General features: G+C 74.2%; 15 protein-coding genes. 3 read left to right on the top strand and 12 right to left on the bottom strand.

Annotation, left to right across the window (positions count from 1 at the left end):
- Nucleotides 1-7: 7 nt before the first annotated feature.
- The 3 genes from CLV72_RS13235 to guaB form a co-directional block, all read right to left on the bottom strand.
- Nucleotides 8-1,720, bottom strand: coding sequence for a glycerol-3-phosphate dehydrogenase/oxidase (locus CLV72_RS13235; protein ID WP_106245245.1), 1,713 nt, complete (start codon nt 1,718-1,720; stop codon nt 8-10).
- A 138-nt stretch (nt 1,721-1,858) separates the two neighbouring features.
- Nucleotides 1,859-2,947, bottom strand: a complete 1,089-nt coding sequence (locus tag CLV72_RS13230) for a GuaB3 family IMP dehydrogenase-related protein (protein WP_211302860.1) — start codon at nt 2,945-2,947, stop codon at nt 1,859-1,861.
- 131 nt (nt 2,948-3,078) lie between these two features.
- On the bottom strand, nt 3,079-4,581 hold the full coding sequence (guaB, locus tag CLV72_RS13225; RefSeq protein ID WP_106245241.1) for an IMP dehydrogenase: 1,503 nt from the start codon (nt 4,579-4,581) through the stop codon (nt 3,079-3,081).
- A 416-nt stretch (nt 4,582-4,997) separates the two neighbouring features.
- Between guaB and CLV72_RS32815 the strand changes: the two genes are divergently transcribed.
- Nucleotides 4,998-6,104: a helix-turn-helix transcriptional regulator gene (locus tag CLV72_RS32815; protein WP_106245239.1), complete on the top strand. Its 1,107-nt coding sequence runs from the start codon at nt 4,998-5,000 to the stop codon at nt 6,102-6,104.
- Nucleotides 6,105-6,691: 587 nt separating this feature from the next.
- On the opposite strand, the gene groL is transcribed toward CLV72_RS32815, so the two are convergent.
- Nucleotides 6,692-8,317 carry a chaperonin GroEL gene (groL, locus tag CLV72_RS13215; RefSeq protein WP_106245237.1) on the bottom strand — a complete coding sequence of 542 codons (1,626 nt, stop codon included), beginning with the start codon at nt 8,315-8,317 and terminating at the stop codon, nt 6,692-6,694.
- A 134-nt stretch (nt 8,318-8,451) separates the two neighbouring features.
- The gene (gene groES / locus CLV72_RS13210; protein ID WP_106245234.1) at nt 8,452-8,763 is read right to left on the bottom strand and encodes a co-chaperone GroES; all 312 of its coding nucleotides are present in this window, start codon (nt 8,761-8,763) and stop codon (nt 8,452-8,454) included.
- A 344-nt stretch (nt 8,764-9,107) separates the two neighbouring features.
- Between groES and CLV72_RS13205 the strand changes: the two genes are divergently transcribed.
- Nucleotides 9,108-10,370: a THUMP-like domain-containing protein gene (locus CLV72_RS13205; protein ID WP_106245232.1), complete on the top strand. Its 1,263-nt coding sequence runs from the start codon at nt 9,108-9,110 to the stop codon at nt 10,368-10,370.
- A gap of 206 nt (nt 10,371-10,576) precedes the next feature.
- Nucleotides 10,577-12,067 (top strand): coiled-coil domain-containing protein, encoded by a 1,491-nt coding sequence (locus CLV72_RS13200; RefSeq protein WP_245930141.1) that lies wholly within the window; start codon nt 10,577-10,579, stop codon nt 12,065-12,067.
- 69 nt (nt 12,068-12,136) lie between these two features.
- Here CLV72_RS13200 and tsaD read toward each other — a convergent pair whose 3' ends face one another.
- The 7 genes from tsaD to alr form a co-directional block, all read right to left on the bottom strand.
- Complete coding sequence (gene tsaD / locus CLV72_RS13195) at nt 12,137-13,168, bottom strand: tRNA (adenosine(37)-N6)-threonylcarbamoyltransferase complex transferase subunit TsaD (RefSeq protein WP_106245229.1); 1,032 nt, start codon at nt 13,166-13,168, stop codon at nt 12,137-12,139.
- A complete protein-coding gene (gene rimI / locus CLV72_RS13190) occupies nt 13,165-13,650 on the bottom strand; it encodes a ribosomal protein S18-alanine N-acetyltransferase (RefSeq protein ID WP_106245511.1) in 486 nt (161 codons plus the stop codon). The genes tsaD and rimI overlap by 4 nt, the downstream gene beginning before the upstream one ends.
- 32 nt (nt 13,651-13,682) lie before the next feature.
- The gene (gene tsaB / locus CLV72_RS13185) at nt 13,683-14,354 is read right to left on the bottom strand and encodes a tRNA (adenosine(37)-N6)-threonylcarbamoyltransferase complex dimerization subunit type 1 TsaB (RefSeq protein ID WP_106245227.1); all 672 of its coding nucleotides are present in this window, start codon (nt 14,352-14,354) and stop codon (nt 13,683-13,685) included.
- Between the two features lie 55 nt (nt 14,355-14,409).
- Nucleotides 14,410-14,955, bottom strand: coding sequence for a GNAT family N-acetyltransferase (locus CLV72_RS13180; RefSeq protein ID WP_106245225.1), 546 nt, complete (start codon nt 14,953-14,955; stop codon nt 14,410-14,412).
- A gap of 122 nt (nt 14,956-15,077) precedes the next feature.
- The gene (gene tsaE / locus CLV72_RS13175) at nt 15,078-15,539 is read right to left on the bottom strand and encodes a tRNA (adenosine(37)-N6)-threonylcarbamoyltransferase complex ATPase subunit type 1 TsaE (RefSeq protein WP_106245223.1); all 462 of its coding nucleotides are present in this window, start codon (nt 15,537-15,539) and stop codon (nt 15,078-15,080) included.
- A 39-nt stretch (nt 15,540-15,578) separates the two neighbouring features.
- The gene (locus tag CLV72_RS13170; protein WP_245930140.1) at nt 15,579-16,688 is read right to left on the bottom strand and encodes an alpha/beta hydrolase; all 1,110 of its coding nucleotides are present in this window, start codon (nt 16,686-16,688) and stop codon (nt 15,579-15,581) included.
- Nucleotides 16,689-16,691: 3 nt separating this feature from the next.
- Nucleotides 16,692-17,807, bottom strand: coding sequence for an alanine racemase (alr, locus tag CLV72_RS13165; protein ID WP_106245218.1), 1,116 nt, complete (start codon nt 17,805-17,807; stop codon nt 16,692-16,694).
- Between the last annotated feature and the right edge of the window lie 10 nt (nt 17,808-17,817).

Raw genomic sequence — 17,817 nt, 5'->3', positions numbered from 1 at the left:
CACCGCCTCACGAACCGAGCGGCACCACCTCGGGCGCGCCGTGCTGCACGGCGTCGGCCTCGCGGTCGTTGTCGGTCTCCTGCGCCGCCCGCTCCACCTCGATGCGCTTGCGGTAGTAGGCCACCTCGCGCTTGAGGCGGTCGTCGTCCCAGCCCAGCTCCCCGCCGAGCAGCGCCGCCGCCTCCTCGGCCACGGCCAGCCCCCGGTCCCAGGTCTCCATGAAGACGTGGGTGCGGCGGGTGAGCACGTCGTCGAGGTGGCGGGCGCCCTCGTGGCGGGCGGCGTAGACGATCTCGGCGCGCAGGTAGTCGTCGGCGCCCTTCAGCGGCCTGCTGAGGTCGGGGCGCTCCTCGATCAGCGCCAGCACCTCCTCGATCAGCGAGCCGTAGCGCCGCAGCAGGTGCTCGACCCGGGCGACGTGCAGCCCGGAGCGGCGCGCGGTGGAGCGGCGGGCGTTCCACAGCGCGCGGAAGCCGTTCGCGCCCACCAGCGGGATCACGTCGGTGCAGGAGTCGGCGACCCCGCCGCCCAGGCCGTGCGCGACGGCGTCGACGGCGTCCTTGGCCATCACCCGGTAGGTGGTGTACTTGCCGCCCGCGATCAGCACCAGCCCCGGCACCGGGTGCGCCACCATGTGCTCGCGCGAGAGCTTCGAGGTCTCGTCGGACTCACCCGACAGCAGCGGGCGCAGCCCCGCGTACACCCCCTCGACGTCGTCGCGGGTCAGCGGCACCCGCAGTACGGCGTTGACGCGTTCGAGCAGGTAGTCGATGTCGGCGCGGCTGGCCGCCGGGTGCACCTTGTCCAGGTCCCAGGCGGTGTCGGTGGTGCCGATGATCCAGTGCCGCCCCCACGGGATGACGAAGAGCACGCTCTTCTCGGTGCGCAGGATCAGCCCGCTGCGCGACTGGATGCGGTCGCGCGGCACCACCAGGTGGATGCCCTTGGAGGCGCGGACGTGGATCTGGCCGCGGCCGCCCACCATCTCCTGGATGTCGTCGGTCCACACCCCGGCGGCGTTCACCACCTGCTTGGCCGCGATGTCGAACTCGTGCCCGGTCTCCAGGTCGCAGGCGCGCGCACCCGTAACGTGCTCGCCCTCGCGCAGGAAGCCCGAGACCCGCACCCGCGAGGCGATGCGCGCGCCGTAGCTCGCGGCGGTGCGCAGCACCGACAGCACGTAGCGGGCGTCGTCGACCTGGGCGTCCCAGTACTGCACCGCGCCGACCAGCGCGCTGCGCTTGAGCGCGGGCGCCAGCCGCAGCGCACCGCCGCGGGTGAGGTGGCGGTGCCGGGGCAGCCCGCGGGTGGAGCCCATCGACAGGCCCAGCACGTCGTAGAGGGTCACCCCGGCGCCCAGGTAGAGCCGCTCCCAGACGCGGTGGCTCAGCGGGTACAGGAACGGGACCGGACGCACCAGGTGCGGGGCCAGCCGCTGCAGCAGCAGCGCCCGCTCGCTCAGCGCCTCGCGGACGAGGTCGAAGTCCTTCTGCTCCAGGTATCGCAGCCCGCCGTGGATCAGCTTGCTGGACCGGCTGGAGGTGCCCGACGCGAAGTCGCGCGCCTCGACCAGGCCGACGCTCAGCCCGCGCGTGACGGCGTCCAGCGCCACTCCGGCGCCGACGATGCCGCCGCCCACGACCAGCACGTCGACCTCGTTGTCCGCCAGATACGCCAGACTCTCCTCGCGCTCGGCGGGCCCCAGTCGCGCTGTCGTCATGGTCGCCTCTCCCCACGGGTGCTCTCACCAAGGCGTTACCCAGCCGGATCACGCGCTATCCGCCCATGATCCGGGCAACGCGCCCCTTACGCTACCGGCCGGTATGGAAGGGGGACAGCGCGCACCGCGGCGTGGGGACTACCCCTCGACCACGACCTCGACCCGCTGGAACTCCTTGACGTCGGAGTAGCCGGCCGTGGCCATGGTGCGGCGCAGGGCGCCCATGAGGTTCATCGAGCCGTCGCTGGTGGACGAGGGGCCGTTGATGATCTCGGCGATGGTGCCGATGGTGCCGAGTTCGAGGCGGCGGCCGCGCGGCAGCTCGTTGTGGTGGGCCTCACTGCCCCAGTGGTGGCCGCGGCCCGGCGCCTCGGTGGCGCGCGCCAGCGGCGAGCCGACCATGACGGCGTCGGCGCCGCAGGCCAGCGACTTGGCGATGTCGCCGCTGCGGGTCATGCCGCCGTCGGCGATGACGTGGACGTAGCGGCCGCCGGACTCGTCCAGGTAGTCGCGGCGGGCCGCGGCGACGTCGGAGATGGCGGTGGCCATCGGCACCGCCACGCCCAGCACGGTGCGGGTGGTGTGGCCGGAGCCGCCGCCGAAGCCGACCAGCACCCCGGCCGCGCCGGTGCGCATCAGGTGCAGCGCGGCGGTGTAGGTGGCGCAGCCGCCGACGATCACGGGGACGTCGAGCTCGTAGATGAACTGCTTGAGGTTCAGCGGCTCGGCCCGGCCCGAGACGTGCTCGGCGGAGACGGTGGTGCCCCTGATCACGAAGATGTCGACCCCGGCGTCGATGACCGCCTTGTGGAACTGCGCGGTGCGCTGCGGGGAGAGCCGGACGGCGGTGGTGACGCCGCCGGCGCGGATCTCCTCGATCCGGCGGCCGATGAGGTCCTCGCGGATCGGCGCGGTGTAGATCTCCTGGAGCCGCCGGGTGGCCGCCTCGGTGTCGAGTTCGGCGATCTCGGCCAGCAGCGGATCGGGGTCGTCGTAGCGGGTCCAGAGCCCTTCGAGGTCGAGCACGCCCAGGCCGCCGAGCCGGCCGATCTCGACCGCGGTGCGCGGCGAGACCACGCTGTCCATCGGGCTGACGGCGAGCGGGATCTCGAAGCGGTAGGCGTCGATCTGCCAGGAGATCGAGACCTCCTCGGGGTCGCGGGTGCGCCGCGCCGGCACGATGCCGATGTCGTCGAGCCCGTAGGCCCGCCGGCCGCTCTTGCCCATCCCGATCTCAACCTGGTCCACCGCGTGATTCCCCTCTCGGCCCCGCGGGCGCCGTACCGGCCCCGCCGACTCCCCCTACTGTGCCAGCTCCGCGGCCGCCCGCCGACGGGTGCTCCCGGCGGCGGCGCGGCTCAGCGCCGGCCGTGGTAGTTGGGCGCCTCGACGGTCATCTGGATGTCGTGCGGGTGGCTCTCCTTGAGCCCGGCCGCGGTGATCTGCATCAGCTGCCCGCGGTCGCGCAGCTCGGCGATGGTGCGGGCCCCCGCGTACCACATCGACTGGTGCAGGCCGCCGACGAGCTGGTGGGAGACGGCGCGCAGCGGCCCCCGGTAGGGGACCTGGCCCTCGATGCCCTCGGGGACCAGCTGCTCCTCAACGGCGACGTCGGCCTGCGAGTAGCGGTCCTTGGAGTAGGACTGGCCGCGCATCGCGCCGAGCGAGCCCATGCCCCGGTAGGTCTTGAACTGCTTGCCGTTGATGAAGATGAGGTCGCCGGGGCTCTCCTCGACGCCGGCCAGCAGGCTGCCCAGCATGACGGTGTCGGCCCCGGCCACGATCGCCTTGGCGATGTCGCCGGAGTACTGGAGGCCGCCGTCGCCGATCAGCGGCACCCCGGCGGGCCGGCAGGCCTTGGCCGCCTCGTAGATGGCGGTGACCTGCGGCGCGCCCACCCCGGCCACCACCCGGGTGGTGCAGATGGAGCCGGGTCCGACGCCGACCTTGACGGCGTCGGCGCCGGCGTCGATGAGCGCCTGCGCCCCGGCGCGGGTGGCGATGTTGCCGGCGATGACGTCGGCCTGGCCGTTGGCCTTGAGCTTGGCCACCATGTCGACGACGCCGCGGGAGTGGCCGTGCGCGACGTCGACCACGATGAAGTCGGCGCCGGCGTCGATGAGCCCCTGGGCGCGCTTCTCGGCGTCGGGGCCGACGCCCACGGCGGCGCCGACGACCAGCCGGCCGTCGGCGTCCTTGGTGGCGAGGGGGTACTGCTCGCTCTTGGTGAAGTCCTTGACGGTGATCAGCCCGCGCAGCCGACCGCGCTCGTCGACCAGCGGAAGCTTCTCGACCTTGTGCGAGCGCAGCAGCCGGAAGGCGTCGTCCCTGGAGACGCCGACGGGGGCGGTGACCAGCGGCATCGGGGTCATCACCTCGCGCACGGCGCGGCGGCGGTCCTCCTCGAAGCGCATGTCGCGGTTGGTGACGATGCCCACCAGCACGCCGTCGGCGTCGGTGACCGGCACCCCGGAGATCCGGTAGTGCGCGCACAGCTCCTCGACGTCGGCGAGGGTCTCGTCGGGGCTGCAGGTGACGGGGTGGGTGATCATCCCCGCCTCGGAGCGCTTCACCAGGTCGACCTGCTGGGCCTGCTCCTCGGCCGGGAGGTTGCGGTGCAGCACGCCCACGCCGCCCTGCCGGGCCATGGCCACGGCCATGCGCGCCTCGGTGACGGTGTCCATGGCCGAGGAGATCAGCGGGATGCGCAGCGTGAGCGACCGGGACAGCCGGGTGCTGGTGTCGGCCTCGCCCGGTTGGAGGTCGGAGTAGGCCGGCAGCAGCAGGACGTCGTCGTAGGTCAGCCCCGGCGGCAGGATGGTGGCCGTCTGGGCGGGGTCTCCCTGGTCGCGCGGAGTCATGGCACCTTCCAGCTCCTGGTCACGGTGTGTCTTCCCATCGTAGGCCCTGTCCCCGCCTCGACCGGCCCGATCAGCAGGTGCCCGGCGGACGGGGGCGCGCCGCCGGGCCGCCTGCTGATCGGCGGCGCCGCCGTGACCGGGCGGCGCCGCCGTGGCCGTCGCGCTTCCGGCCGTGCCCTTCCGGGGTACCGCCCGCCCCACGGACTCGGGCGGGCCGCGGCGGGCCGCCCGACCCGGGGAGTCGGCGGACCGCCACGGCCGCTCGTGCCTTGCGGCACGGGCGGCTCGGGCACGGACGGCGGGGTCCCCCTCCTCCACACGACCCCGCGCGCCAGCGAGGCCAAGCCTGGAACACCCGCGGTGTCCAAGCAATGGAAACGCCTGCAAATGCAGAAAGATGCAGGCAGGCTTGGCGGGTGGACGCAGAACGCACCGCCCCTGACGACGGGCCTCCGGCCGCGCCCCCGGGCCCGCGGCAGCGGGCCGCCCGCTCCGCGCCGGAGCCCCGGCGCCCGCCGCGCGGCACCTCGGAGGAGTCGGCGGAGGCGCTGGCCGCGTGGGGGCTCAGCGCCGCGCAGCGGCGGCTCTACCTGGCGGCGCTCCGGCTGCCCGGCTTCAGCGTGGCGGAGCTGGCCGAGGCGGCCGCCCTGCCCGTGGAGCGGGTCGGCGAGCAGTTGGACGCGCTCGAAGAGCTGGGGCTGGTCGAGCGGCGCGACGGCGAGGTGGCGGCCCAGCACCCCGGCACCGCGCTCGGCCGGCTGGCCGCGCGGCGCCTGGCCCAGGCGACGGAGCTGGTGGGGCATCTCACCGCGCTGCAGAGTTCGGTGGGCGGCCTGGTCGACGCCTATGAGACCGGCCGGCTGTTCGAGTCGGGGCGGCTGCCGGTGGAGCTGCTGCACGGCGGCGAGGAGCTGTGGCGGGCCACCATGGAGTGCACCCGGCAGCGGGTGCCCTCCGACGTGGTGGCGGTCATCCCCGACCAGCGCATGCTGGGCGAGCTGCTGGTGCCGCGGCGCGAGGAGCTGTGCGAGCTGGTGTCCTCGGGCGCCTGGCGGCTGCGGGCTCTGGTGGAGTTCCGGGCGCTGGAGCACGAGACCGTCCGCGAGCTGCTGGACGTGCTGGTGAAGCTGGGCGGGCGCTTCCGGCTGCTGCGCGAGCTGCCGAGCTGGTTCGTGGTGGTGGACCGCGACGCCGTCGGGCTGCCGCTGGCCTGGGGGCACAGCGTGGCCGCGCACCGCTACAGCTCCTACCTGGTGCGCACCCGGGTCATCGCCGAGGGCATGCTCGCCCTCGCCGACGACCTGTGGCGGCGCGGCGCCCACCCGCCCGGCTCCGGCGAGGACCACGACCGCGAGGTGATGCGGCTGCTGGCCCAGGGGCTGTCCGACGACGCGGTCGCCCGCCACCTGGGCGTCTCGGTGCGCACGGTGCGCAGCCGGGTGGCCGACGCCATGGCCGGGCTGGACGCCAGGACCCGGCTGCAGGCCGGGGTGGAGGCGGCCAGGCGCGGCTGGCTGCGCTGATGCCCGCGGGGGACGGGACCGGCGCGGCCGCCGCGCCGTCAGATCAGGCAGTGCCGCCTGGGGGTGCAGGTCTCCTGGGGGTGGCGGGAGCGGCCGGGGCGGCCGGCGGAGTGGCCCGGCAGGACGGTACGGCCGTCGCGGCGCCTGGTAACGCGGACGGGGTGCCATTTCGTCGCCGGGTGGGTGTTCTTGGGCCGCAGGGGGCGCCAGCGCTCGCGGCCGAATCCCAGCCAGAGCCCGGAAGTGCGCGGTCCCCGCGACTGTCGACATCCGATCACGTAATGCATCATGCCTTTTTCGCGCGCCGCTGTCGCCTGCATCCGGCACAACGGAACGGTTACGGCGCACGGTTTCGGACTGCGTTAGGTGAGTGGTTACGTTACCGGCTGAAAGTCTGACTGATCGCCGTTGTCCTTATATGACGGAAACAGCGCGCCCGGCAATCACTATCTGTAATTACATTAGCACGCTGCGCAATTATTGATCGTTCCGGAAAATGGCCGGGCCCCGGCCGCGCCCGGTCGGGCGCGGGCCGGAGCCCGGAGGCGGCGCGCCTGGGCGCGCCGGTGGTGCCGTGCCGCCCGGCCTCAGTGGCCGTGGCCGTGCCCGTGGCCGTGGCCGGCGCCCGCGGAGTCGTCCTCCTCCTCGGGCTTGTCGGCCACCAGCGCCTCGGTGGTCAGCAGCATGCCCGCGATGGAGGCGGCGTTCTCGACCGCGGAGCGGGTGACCTTGACCGGGTCGATGACGCCCTGCGCGATGAGGTCGCCGTACTCGCCGGTGGCGGCGTTGTAGCCGTGGCCGGCGGGCAGCTCGGCCACCTTGCCGGTGACGACGTAGCCCTCCTGGCCGGCGTTGTTGGCGATCCAGCGGGCCGGCTCGACCAGCGCCCGGCGGACGATGCTCACGCCCACGGCCTCGTCGCCGGTGAGGCCGAGGTCGTCGAGGTCGGCGGCGGCGTGCACCAGGGCGCTGCCGCCGCCGGACACGATGCCCTCCTCGATCGCGGCGCGGGTGGCCGAGATCGCGTCCTCCAGGCGGTGCTTCTTCTCCTTCAGCTCCACCTCGGTGGCGGCGCCGACCCGCAGCACGCTGACGCCGCCGGCCAGCTTGGCCAGCCGCTCCTGCAGCTTCTCGCGGTCCCAGTCGGAGTCGCTGGCCTCGATCTCCTTGCGGATCTGCGCGACGCGGTCGTCGACCTCGCTCTGCGCACCGGCACCGTCCACGATGGTGGTCGTGTCCTTGGTGACCGTGATCCGGCGGGCCGAGCCCAGCGCGTCGACGTCGACGCTCTCCAGGGTCAGGCCCAGCTCCTCGGCGATGACCTGCGCGCCGGTGAGGACCGCGATGTCGCCGAGCATGGCCTTGCGGCGCTCGCCGAAGCCGGGCGCCTTGACGGCGGCGACGTTGAGCAGGCCGCGGATGCGGTTCACCACCAGGCCGGACAGGGCCTCGCCCTCGACGTCCTCGGCGATGATCAGCAGCGGCTTCTTGGCCTGCGCGACCTTGTCCAGCACCGGCAGGAACTCGTTGAGGTTGGAGATCTTGCCCTGGTGCACGAGCACGTAGGCGTCCTCCAGGACGGCCTCGGCCCGCTCGGCGTCGGTCACGAAGTAGGGCGAGATGTAGCCCTTGTCGAACTGGAGGCCCTCGGTGAACTCCAGCTCCAGGCCCAGGGTCGGCGACTCCTCGACGGTGATGACGCCGTCCTTGCCGACCTTGTCGAAGGCCTCGGCGATGAGGTCGCCGATCTTGCGGTCCTGGGCGGAGATCGTCGCGACGTGGGCGATCTCGGCCCGCTCGGTGACCTCGCGCGCCGAGGACAGCAGCCTGTCGGCGACCGCGCGGGCGCCGGCGTCGATGCCGCGCTTGAGCGCCAGCGGCGCCGAGCCGGCCGCGACATTGCGCAGGCCCGCGTTGACCAGGGCCTGGGCCAGCACGGTGGCGGTGGTGGTGCCGTCGCCGGCGATGTCGTTGGTCTTGGTGGCGACTTCCTTGACCAGCTGGGCGCCGAGGTTCTCGTACGGCTCGCCCAGCTCGATCTCGCGGGCGATGGTCACGCCGTCGTTGGTGATCGTCGGCGCGCCGAACTTCTTGTCGATGACCACGTTGCGGCCGCGGGGGCCGATGGTCACCTTGACCGCGTCCGCCAGGCGGTTGACGCCGCGCTCCAGGGCGCGCCGGGCGTCTTCCTGGAACTCCAGGATCTTCGGCATTCTTGTCCTTTCACGCGACCCGCCCCGCACCAGCGCGTGGGCTGGCCGGGGCGGGCGCATTCACAGGTCGGTTCGCTGCTGCGGTTCCATGACCAGCAGGCCGGGCCGCCCCTGGCGCGGGGCGGCCGACCGGACTACTTCTGGACGATCGCGAGCAGGTCCCGGGCGGACAGGACGAGGTACTCCTCGCCGTTGTACTTCACCTCGGTGCCGCCGTACTTGCTGTAGAGGACGACGTCGCCCTCCTTGACGTCCAGCGGAATGCGGTTCTCGCCCTCGTCGTCCCAGCGGCCCGGGCCCACGGCCAGGACTTCGCCCTCCTGGGGCTTCTCCTTGGCGGTGTCCGGGATCACCAGGCCGGAGGCGGTGGTCTGCTCGGCCTCAAGCGGCTTGACGACGACGCGGTCCTCGAGCGGCTTGAGCACAATCTTGGTGGCGGTCGACACGGTGTGACCTCCCCCTTCACATGCGATTTTCGGCTTCGGCTGCATGCGACCACGGCGGCCTGCCGTCGCGGGTGCCAGACCTACCTCGTCGCTCGCTCTGATCGGCCGGCGCGGCCGTTCCGCCGCCGCCGACCGTTAGCACTCTACGATTGCGAGTGCCAATGTGGAACAGTATCCGCAGCACTGCGGCTCGTCAACACGGGCGCGGCCGGGCACCGCGGCGCCGCGGCGGGGGCCCGGCGCGGCCGCGGAACCGGACCGCCCGACCAGGGGCGAAGCACCGTCCGAATGGGCAGGTACACGGCGAGGACCTGGACAAACAGCCGGGCAAGTGGGGGTAAAAGGTGGACATCGACGCGTTTCGCACCTTGCTCACGTCCGAAGGGCAGCGGGTGCTCGGCCGGGTCGACCCGGCCGAGGACGCGCTGCGGGCCACCGTCCGGCTGCGCCGGGAGCACTCCGCGGAACTCGTCGCCGCGGTCCTGGTGCAGGGGCGGCTGCGCGCCCGCGCCCGCGCCAAGTTCGGCACCGACGCCGACCGGATGTACTTCACCCCGGCCGGGCTGGAGCAGTCCACCCGCGGGCTGGTGGCCCGGCACCGCGCCGCCCGCTTCGCCGCCGTCGACGGCCCCGTCGCCGACCTGTGCTGCGGCATCGGCGCCGACATGCTGGCGCTGGCCGCCGCCGGCCGCACCGTGGAGGGCGTCGAACTCGACCCGCTGACCGCCGAGGTCGCCGCCGCCAACGCGGACGCGCTCGGCCTGGCCGACCGCGCCCGGGTCCGCACCGGCGACGCCACCGGCTCGGGCGCCGCACGCGGCCGGGCGGCCGTCTTCTGCGACCCCGCCCGCCGCGACGACTCCGGCCGGGTCTTCGACCCCAGGAACTTCAGCCCGACCCTCAAAGAGGCGGTGCGGCTGGCCCGCTCGGCCCCGGCGGGCGCGCTCAAACTGGCCCCCGGGCTGCCGCACGAGATGATCCCCGGCGACGTCAGCGCGGAGTGGATCTCGGTCGGCGGCGAGGTCAAGGAGGTCGCGCTCTGGTTCGGCGCCCTGGCCGACGGAGTGCGGCGGCGGGCCACCGTCTTCCCGTCCGAGCGCGGAGCGCCGGCCGCCGAGGAGGACGGCGGCGACCCGGCCGCGCTCACCACCGCGGCACCGCCCCGGGGCGCCACGATCACCGAGGAGCCGGGCCTCGGCGAGGCCCCCGTCGCCGGGGAGGTCGGCGGCTACCTCTACGACCCCGACGGCGCCGTGGTCCGCTCGCACCTGGTCGCCGAACTGGCGCGGCGCCTCGGCGGGGCGCTGCTGGACCCCAGGATCGCCTACATCACCGGCGACGAGCCGGTGCCCACCCCCTTCGCGCGGGCCTACCAGGTGATCGAGGCGGTGCCCTTCTCGCTCAAGCGGCTGCGCGACGCGCTGCGCCGGCACGATGTCGGAAAGGTAACGATCACCAAGCGCGGATCGGCCGTCGATGTGGACCAGTTGCACAAATACCTCAAGCTCAGCGGCGGGAAGACGGCCGTGGTGGCGCTCACCAGGATCGGCGAGCGCCCCTTCGCACTCCTGTGTCGGACCGTTCACGCTCCGCTACCGTCTGCATAGCGGCCCGCCGGGCGACCTGCGCGACCCCCGTGCGGGCGCGCGATTCGCCGTGATCGCCGCCGTTCACGGCGAAGCCGCACCGTTTCGCCGTAACCTCGGAGTCGATCTCGCCCCAGCGGCTAAAGTAGGGCGGCGCGTACGCCGAGCCGCCCGAATCCCCCTTGACTGTCCCACGGGCGCGCAGCGCCGATCACAAGGAGCCTCCGGTGGACCACAACAACCACGATTTCCTGAACGCAGGAGGCCAGGCGGGCATCTCCGACCGGATGCGCGACCTCCTCTCGCGCGCCGCCCAGGACCACATGTCCGAGCAGCGGGTGCAGAGCACCGTCGTGGAGGAGATGCGCCAGCGGCTGGAGGGCATGGAGTGGCTGCTGCGCGAGTTCAGGGAGCGTGAGTTCAAGGGTCTGGCCGAAGACCTCGGCGTGCTCAAGGGGCGCTTCGACGAGCTGAACGCCAAGCCGCCGGAGTGGGCCGAGACCCTGGCCGAGCACATCGAGCGGGTCGGCGAGCAGGTCAAGCCGCTGGCCGAGATGCCGGCGCTCTGGGCCGACGTCGGCGTCATCTCCGAGAACGTCGACACCCTGCTCGGCCGGCTCCAGTCGGTCGGCGACACCGGGCGCGAGACCGCCGGGCGGGTCGAGCGGCTGGCCGCCGACCTGGAGGCGCTGCGCACCGAGACCCGCGAGCGCCTGGACCGCGTGCAGGCGGGGGTGGAGGCGGCGGTCGAGCGCTTCGACCGCGTCGACCAGGCCGTCGCCGAGCTGGCCCGGCGGGCCGAGGGCATCGAGGGCGGCCTCGGGGAGCTGCGGGCCCAGCAGCAGCGCGGCCACGAGGCGCTGGTGCAGCTGGCAGAGGCCCACCAGGAAAGCCTGGCGAACCGGCTCGGTCAGCAGCAGGAGGCCCTGGTCTCCAAGCTCGACAACCAGCAGGAGGCGCTGGGCTACCGGCTGGAGAAGCAGCAGGACACCGTGATCGCCCGCATCCAGGAGGGCTTCGTCAACCTCGGCGGCCGCTTCGACGGCATCGACGGCCAGTTCGACGGCCTGGAGGGCGAGCTGGCCGGTGTCGAGGGCAAGCTCGGCGGGGTCGAGGGCAAGCTCGGCGGGCTCGACGGCCGGCTCGACGGCGTGCAGGGCCGCCTGGACGGCCTGATCGGCCGCCTCGACGGGGTCGAGGGCCAGTTCGAGGGGGTCGACGGCCGCTTCGAGGGCGTCGACAACCGGCTGGAGGCCGTTGACGACCGCCTGGAGGCGGTGAACCAGCGCCTCAGCCAGCTCCCGGCCACCCTGGAGGTCACCGAGCTGCACCGCAGGCTCACCGAGCTGCTCGAACGCCCGGTCATCGACCCCAAGGACCGCTTCGACGCCATCGACAAGCGGCTCAGCGAGCAGCTGGAGCCGCTGCTGTCGGAGGTGCGCGACCGCCCCGACCGCACCGAGGTCGAGGAGACCCTGAGCGACGTGGTCGAGACCGCCCACGACGACGTCACCAAGCGGCTGGCCGCGCTGGAGGAGACCATGCTCGCCCTCGCCGAGGCGCTGCTGCGCCCGCGCCGCGAGGAGCGCGTCCCGGCCCAGGCGCCGCCGGTGCCCTCGCAGCCCTCGGCCGGCAAGGGCAAGGGCAAGAAGGGCCAGCGCCCGGCCGAGGCGGCCGAGGGCGAGGCCGCCGAGGCCGCGGCCGACACCGAGGAGTAGCCGTCCCGACGCCTCCCGCCGCCCCCGCGCCGCACGGCCGGGGGCGGCGGTGCGTCCGGGGCCGGTCGCTCACACCCGCACGTACTCCACCGGCAGCGAGGAGTCGGCGGGCAGGTCGAGCCGGGACGGGAGGGCGTTGGCCGACACCAGTTCGGCGCCCAGGGCCGCGACCATGGCGCCGTTGTCGGTGCACAGCTTAGGGCGCGGCACCCGCAGGTGGATGCCGGCCGCACGGCAGCGCTCCTCGGCGAGGGCGCGCAGCCGCGAGTTCGCGGCCACCCCGCCGCCGATCAGCAGGTGGTCGGCGCCGTGCTCGCGGCAGGCCGCGATGGCCTTCTTGGTGAGCACGTCGACCACCGCCTCCTGGAAGGAGGCCGCCACGTCGGCGACCGGCACCGGCTCGCCCGCCCGGCGCCGGTCCTCCACCCAGCGGGCCACCGCCGTCTTCAAACCGGCGAAGGAGAAGTCCAGGGTGCCGTCGTCGTACTTGCCGCGCGGGAAGCGGATCGCGGCGGGGTCGCCCTCGCGCGCCGCCCGGTCGATCGGCGGCCCGCCGGGGAAGGGCATGCCGAGCAGCCGGGCGACCTTGTCGTAGGCCTCGCCCGCCGCGTCGTCCACGGTGGCGCCGAGCGGGACGACCGCCTGCGCCAGGTCGCGGACCAGCAGCAGCGAGGAGTGGCCGCCGGAGACCAGCAGCGCCACGCAGGGCTTGGGCAGCGCGCCGTGCTCCAGCTGGTCGACGGCGACGTGCGCGGACAGGTGGTTCACCCCGTACAGCGGCTTGTCCAGCGCCAGCGCGTACGCCTTGGCGGCGGCCACACCCACCAGCAGCGCCCCGGCCAGGCCGGGCCCGGCCGTGACGGCGATCGCGTCCACATCGGCCAGCGAGGCGCCGGCCCGGTCCAGCGCCCGCGCGATGGTCGGCGTCATCGCCTCCAGGTGCGCGCGGCTGGCCACCTCGGGCACCACCCCGCCGAAGCGGGCATGCTCCTCGACGCTGGAGGCGATCTCGTCGGCGAGCAGGGTGTGCCCGCGCACCAGGCCGATCCCGGTCTCGTCGCACGAGGTCTCGATGCCCAGCACCAAAGGCGCGTCGGTCATGGCTTCCCTTCCGTTCCCGGCTCCGGCGCGCCGCCGGAGCCGGCCCGCCCGGCCGCGGGCGCGGGGTGCGGGCGGTGCATGGTGATGGCGTCGGCGCGGTCGCGGTAGTAGCGGCGCCGCAGGCCGACCTGGGTGAAGCCGAGCCGGGTGTACAGGGCCCTGGCCCGGTCGTTGTCCGCGCGCACCTCCAGGAAGAGGTCGCGCACGCCGCGCCGCCCGGCCTCGGCGAAGAGCGCGTCGAGCAGGGCGCGGCCGATGCCGCGCCCCCACAGCCCCGGTTCGACCGCGAGGGTCTGCACATCGCCCTGCTCGCCCGCGGCGAGCAGCCCGGCGTACCCGGCCGGCCGCCCGGCCTGCTCGGCGACGAGGTAGTACCGGGACGGCTGCGCCAGCTCGTCCAGGAACATCCGCCGGCTCCAAGGGTCGCCGGGGAACAGCCGCCGCTCCAGGTCCAGCACGGCGGGGAGGTCGGCCGGCTCCATCGGCCGCAGCCGCGGCGGAGCCGGCTCGGCGGTCACGGCCGGCTCACCGGTTTCGGCGCACCCGGCTGCCTGGCGTCGGGGCGGCGCAGGTACACCGGCCGGGCCGGCGGCAGCGGCTCCCCGGCCGCCAGCCGCTCGGCGGCCAGCAGCCCCAGCGCGCCGGCCGACGGGTAGACCGGGTCGAGCCCGCCGCCGAGCACGTCGGGGTAGAGCAGCCCGCCGTGGCCGATGACCGGCAGCCCTCCGACGGGCACCTCGGCCGGGCGGTCGACCGCCACCTCGGTCTCGCGGTGCCGGGCGTCGGCGTAGCGGGCCCAGAAGATTTCCTTGCGCCGCGCGTCGGTGGCGGCCAGGAAGGGCTCGGAGCGGCCCGAGGCGAAGGCGAGGGCGTCCAGGGTGTGGACCCCGTGGGCGGGCACGCCCAGCGCGGCGCCGAGCGCCTGGGCGGTGGCCAGGCCCACCCGCAGGCCGGTGTAGGGGCCGGGGCCGACGCCGACCGCGATGGCGGACAGCTCGCGGGCCCCGGCGCCGGCCTTGGCCAGCACCTCGCGGATTCCGGGGGTGAGCAGTTCGCCGTGGCGGCGCGCGTCGACCGTGGTCAGCTCGGCCAGCACCCGGCCCGCGCCGGGCGGCCCGGCGTCGGGCGCCTCGCACAGCGCGATGGTGACGGCGGGGGTGGCGGTGTCGAAAGCCAGCAGCAGCACAGCTGTCAAGGGTAGTGCGGACCGGGGCCGGTCGGACCGGCCGCCGCGGGTCCGGCTAGGGCTCGGCCCACTCCGTGACCAGGATGGAGTGCACGATGGAGTCGCGCCAGCCGCCGACCGTGGGCAGGTGGTGCCGGATCCTGCCCTCGGCCACCATGCCGCCGGCCAGCATGACCAACTGGGAGGCGGTGTCCTCCGGCGCCCTGACGCCCCAGACGCGGTGCAGCTTCAGCACGCCGAAGCCGAAGTGCAGCAGCAGCCGCACGGTCTCGGCGCCCATGCCGCGCCCCCACTGGTCGGGGCGGAGCGCGAAGCCGATCTGGGCGGAGTGCGGATGCTCGTCGACCCGCAGCCGCGCCGAGCCGACCAGGTCGCCGGTGTCGCGGCTGACGATGCCGAGCAGGTAGTCGGTGCGCGGCTGCTCGACCGCGCGCTCGGCGGCGCTTTCGATCAGCCGGACGCACTGCCCGTGGTCGTGCGGCTCCATGGCGAGGTGGGCGGTGGTCCGCGGGTCGCCGTAGACCGCCATCAGGGCCGCGGCGTCGTCGGGGACGAGTTCGCGGAGGCTCAGGCGCTCTTGGTCGACGGCGATCGGATACACCTGCCGAAGAGTACCGGTCCAGGCCGGGCTTTCGGCGCCCGCTTCACCCTTCAACGACACGATTTCCGGCGATTTGCCCGATCACGGTGTTGATCACGGTCCGGAAGCGCCTGCGGTCCGGTTCAGCCCTCGGCCGCGAGCGGCATCCCGGTCCAGCGGGCGCCGTGGCCGGTGACGGAGACGCGCCGCACGTCGTCCTCGCGGCTGATCCGGATGTGCAGCCGGTCCTCGGTCAGCTCCTCGGCCAGCCCCTCGCCCCACTCCACCACGGTGACCGCAGAGTCCACGGCGGCGTCGAGGTCGAGGTCGTCCAGCTCGGCCACCCCGCCCAGCCGGTAGGCGTCCGCGTGCACCAGCGGCGGACCGCCGTGCAGCGAGGGATGGCTGCGGGCGATGACGAAGGTCGGCGAGGTGATCGGCCCGCGCACGCCGAGTCCGGCGCCGATGCCCTGGGTGAGGGTGGTCTTGCCGGCGCCCAGCGGACCGGTCAGCAGCAGCAGGTCGCCGGCGCGCAGATCGGCGGCGAGCCGCCGGCCCAGCTGCGTCATCTCCTCGGCGGTGGCCGCGGTGAACTCCCTGGTCATGCTCTGCCTTGCTCTCTTTCGACGGGGGACGCGGGGGCTTCAGGCGGTGGCCGGCAGCTCCGACAGCCGCCCGCCGGTGACGCGGTGCAGCAGCCGGGTGATCGCCGCGTTCACCACGGTGGGCCGCTCCATGATGGCGAGGTGCCCGGCCGAGGCGATCCGGACGAACTCCGCCTCGGGCAGCGCCTCGGCGATCCGCTCGCTGTGCCGGATGGGGGTCATCCGGTCGCTGTCGCCGCAGATGACCAGGGTGGGCACGCCGCTGAAGACGCCGACGGCCGCCAGCTTGTCGTGGGAGGTCAGCGCGGGCAGGAACTCCGCCACCACATCGGTGGGGGTGCGCTGGATCATCTCCTCAAGCTGCTCGATCACGTCGGTGCTGACCTCGGCGTCGCCGAAGCCGAGGAAGCGGGTGGCCAGGTAGGAGAGGTCGCCGCTGGCCTTGCGGCCCCGGTCGACGATGGCCGACTGCCAGCCCGCCGCCCGCATCAGCGGGGTGACGCTCAGGCCGACGGTGCGGCCCAGGAAGGCGGGCAGCCCGAGGGTGACCTCGGCCAGCTTGCCCGAGGTGCTGACCAGCGCCGCGCCCACGATCTGGGTGCCGAACAGCTCCGGGTGGTCGGCGGCCAGCGACAGCACCGTCATCCCGCCCATGGAGTGGCCGACCAGCAGCACCGGGCCGTCGTCGGGCACGGTGGCGCGCAGCACCTGGTGGAGGTCGCGGCCCAGCTGCTCGATGCTGGTGTTGGCGGGCGCGCCGCGCCGGGACCGGCCGTGGGCGCGCTGGTCCCAGAAGACCATCCGCACCCGGCCGCGCAGCGCCAGCCGCTGGTAGTGCCAGCAGTCGCTGCTCAGGGCGTAGCCGTGGCAGAAGACCACGGTGGGCGGTGCGGCGCCGAGCCGCTGCGCGTCGTCGGGGAGGTCGTCGACCTCGGCGTGCAGCGGGGTGCCGTCGTCGGCCACCACCGGCACCGTGCGGCCGCGAAGCGAGCCGAACGGCGGCAGCGGCGGCTCCTGCTCGGGGGCCCGGCGGCTGCGCATCCGGCTCACCAGCCGGCGCTCGGTGACGACGGCCGCCGTGATCCCCGCCGCGGCCACACCGGCGCCGACCACCGCTCCGACGAGCTTCCCCATCCGGTTACGTGCCACCGATCAACCGTCCTCATACTCTCTTGGTACCCGGATTCCGATCCGGGTGACTATCTCGTAGGAGATCGTGCCGAGCACGCCAGCCCAGTCGTGCGCGGTGGGCTCGCCCCGGTCGCCGGGGCCGAACAGCACCACCTCGTCGCCGGGGCGCACCTCGGCGTCGCCCACGTCCACCACGAACTGGTCCATGCAGACCGTACCGGCGATCCTGCGGCGCCGCCCGGCCGCCAGCACCTCGCCCCGGTTGGTGAGCCCCCGCGGCACGCCGTCGGCGTAGCCGGCCGGGACCAGCGCCAGCGTGGTGGCGGCGCCGGTGGTGTAGCGGTGGCCGTAGGACACCCCGCTGCCGGGCGGCACCCGCTTGACCTGCACCACCGGGGCCGTGAAGGTCATGGCCGGGCGCAGGCGGTCGGCGAAGCGGTCGGGGATCGGGCTCAGGCCGTAGGCGGCGATGCCCACGCGCACCAGGTCGTAGTGGCTCTCCGGCAGGGTGAGGGTGGCGGCGGAGTTGGCGAAGTGCCGCAGCTCGGGGCGGAGCCCCGCCGACTCGGCGGCGTCCAGAGCGCCCTTGAACGCGGTCAGCTGGAGCTGGATCGACGGGTGGCCGGGCTCGTCGGCGCAGGCGAAGTGCGAGAAGACGCCGGCCACCTCGATCCGCCCGGCGGCCTGCGCCGCGGCGGCCGCCTCGGTGAGCCGCGGCCAGTCGGCCGGGGTGGACCCGCCCCGGTGCATGCCGGTGTCGGCCTTGAGGTGCACCCGGGCCCGCACCCCGGCGGTGGCGGCGGCGTGCACGACCGCGTCCAGCACCTCCGTCGAGCCGACGCCCAGCTCGATCCCGGCCGCCAGCGCCGCGCCCAGCGGCTCGTCCGGCGGGATCAGCCAGGCCAGCACCGGGGCGGTGATGCCGGCCGCGCGCAGGCGCAGCGCCTCGGCGACCGTGGCGGTGCCCAGCGCGGCGGCCCCGCCGGCCAGCGCGGCCCGCGCCGAGGGCACGATGCCGTGGCCGTAGCCGTCGGCCTTGACCGCCACCATCACCCGGGCGGTGGTCAGGCCGGCCAGGTACGCGACATTGCCGCTGATGGCGGAGAGCTCCACCCGAGCCGTTGCCTGGTTCGCCATAGTCGCTCAT

Origin of the sequence: Allonocardiopsis opalescens (genome assembly GCF_003002095.1) — a bacterium.
Taxonomy (GTDB): Bacteria; Actinomycetota; Actinomycetes; order Streptosporangiales; family Streptosporangiaceae; genus Allonocardiopsis; species Allonocardiopsis opalescens.
The sequence above is the reverse complement of the archived record's forward strand: the minus strand, read 5'-3'. Positions and strand labels throughout refer to the sequence as shown.

Coding starts and splice junctions, on each gene's coding strand:
- CLV72_RS13230 (WP_211302860.1), bottom strand. CDS start 2,947: ATGGGCAAGAGCGGCCGGCGGGCCTACGGGCTCGACGACATCGGCATC.
- guaB (WP_106245241.1), bottom strand. CDS start 4,581: ATGACTCCGCGCGACCAGGGAGACCCCGCCCAGACGGCCACCATCCTG.
- alr (WP_106245218.1), bottom strand. CDS start 17,807: ATGGCGAACCAGGCAACGGCTCGGGTGGAGCTCTCCGCCATCAGCGGC.
- tsaD (WP_106245229.1), bottom strand. CDS start 13,168: ATGACCGACGCGCCTTTGGTGCTGGGCATCGAGACCTCGTGCGACGAG.
- groL (WP_106245237.1), bottom strand. CDS start 8,317: ATGCCGAAGATCCTGGAGTTCCAGGAAGACGCCCGGCGCGCCCTGGAG.
- CLV72_RS13235 (WP_106245245.1), bottom strand. CDS start 1,720: ATGACGACAGCGCGACTGGGGCCCGCCGAGCGCGAGGAGAGTCTGGCG.
- rimI (WP_106245511.1), bottom strand. CDS start 13,650: ATGGAGCCGGCCGACCTCCCCGCCGTGCTGGACCTGGAGCGGCGGCTG.
- tsaE (WP_106245223.1), bottom strand. CDS start 15,539: ATGACCAGGGAGTTCACCGCGGCCACCGCCGAGGAGATGACGCAGCTG.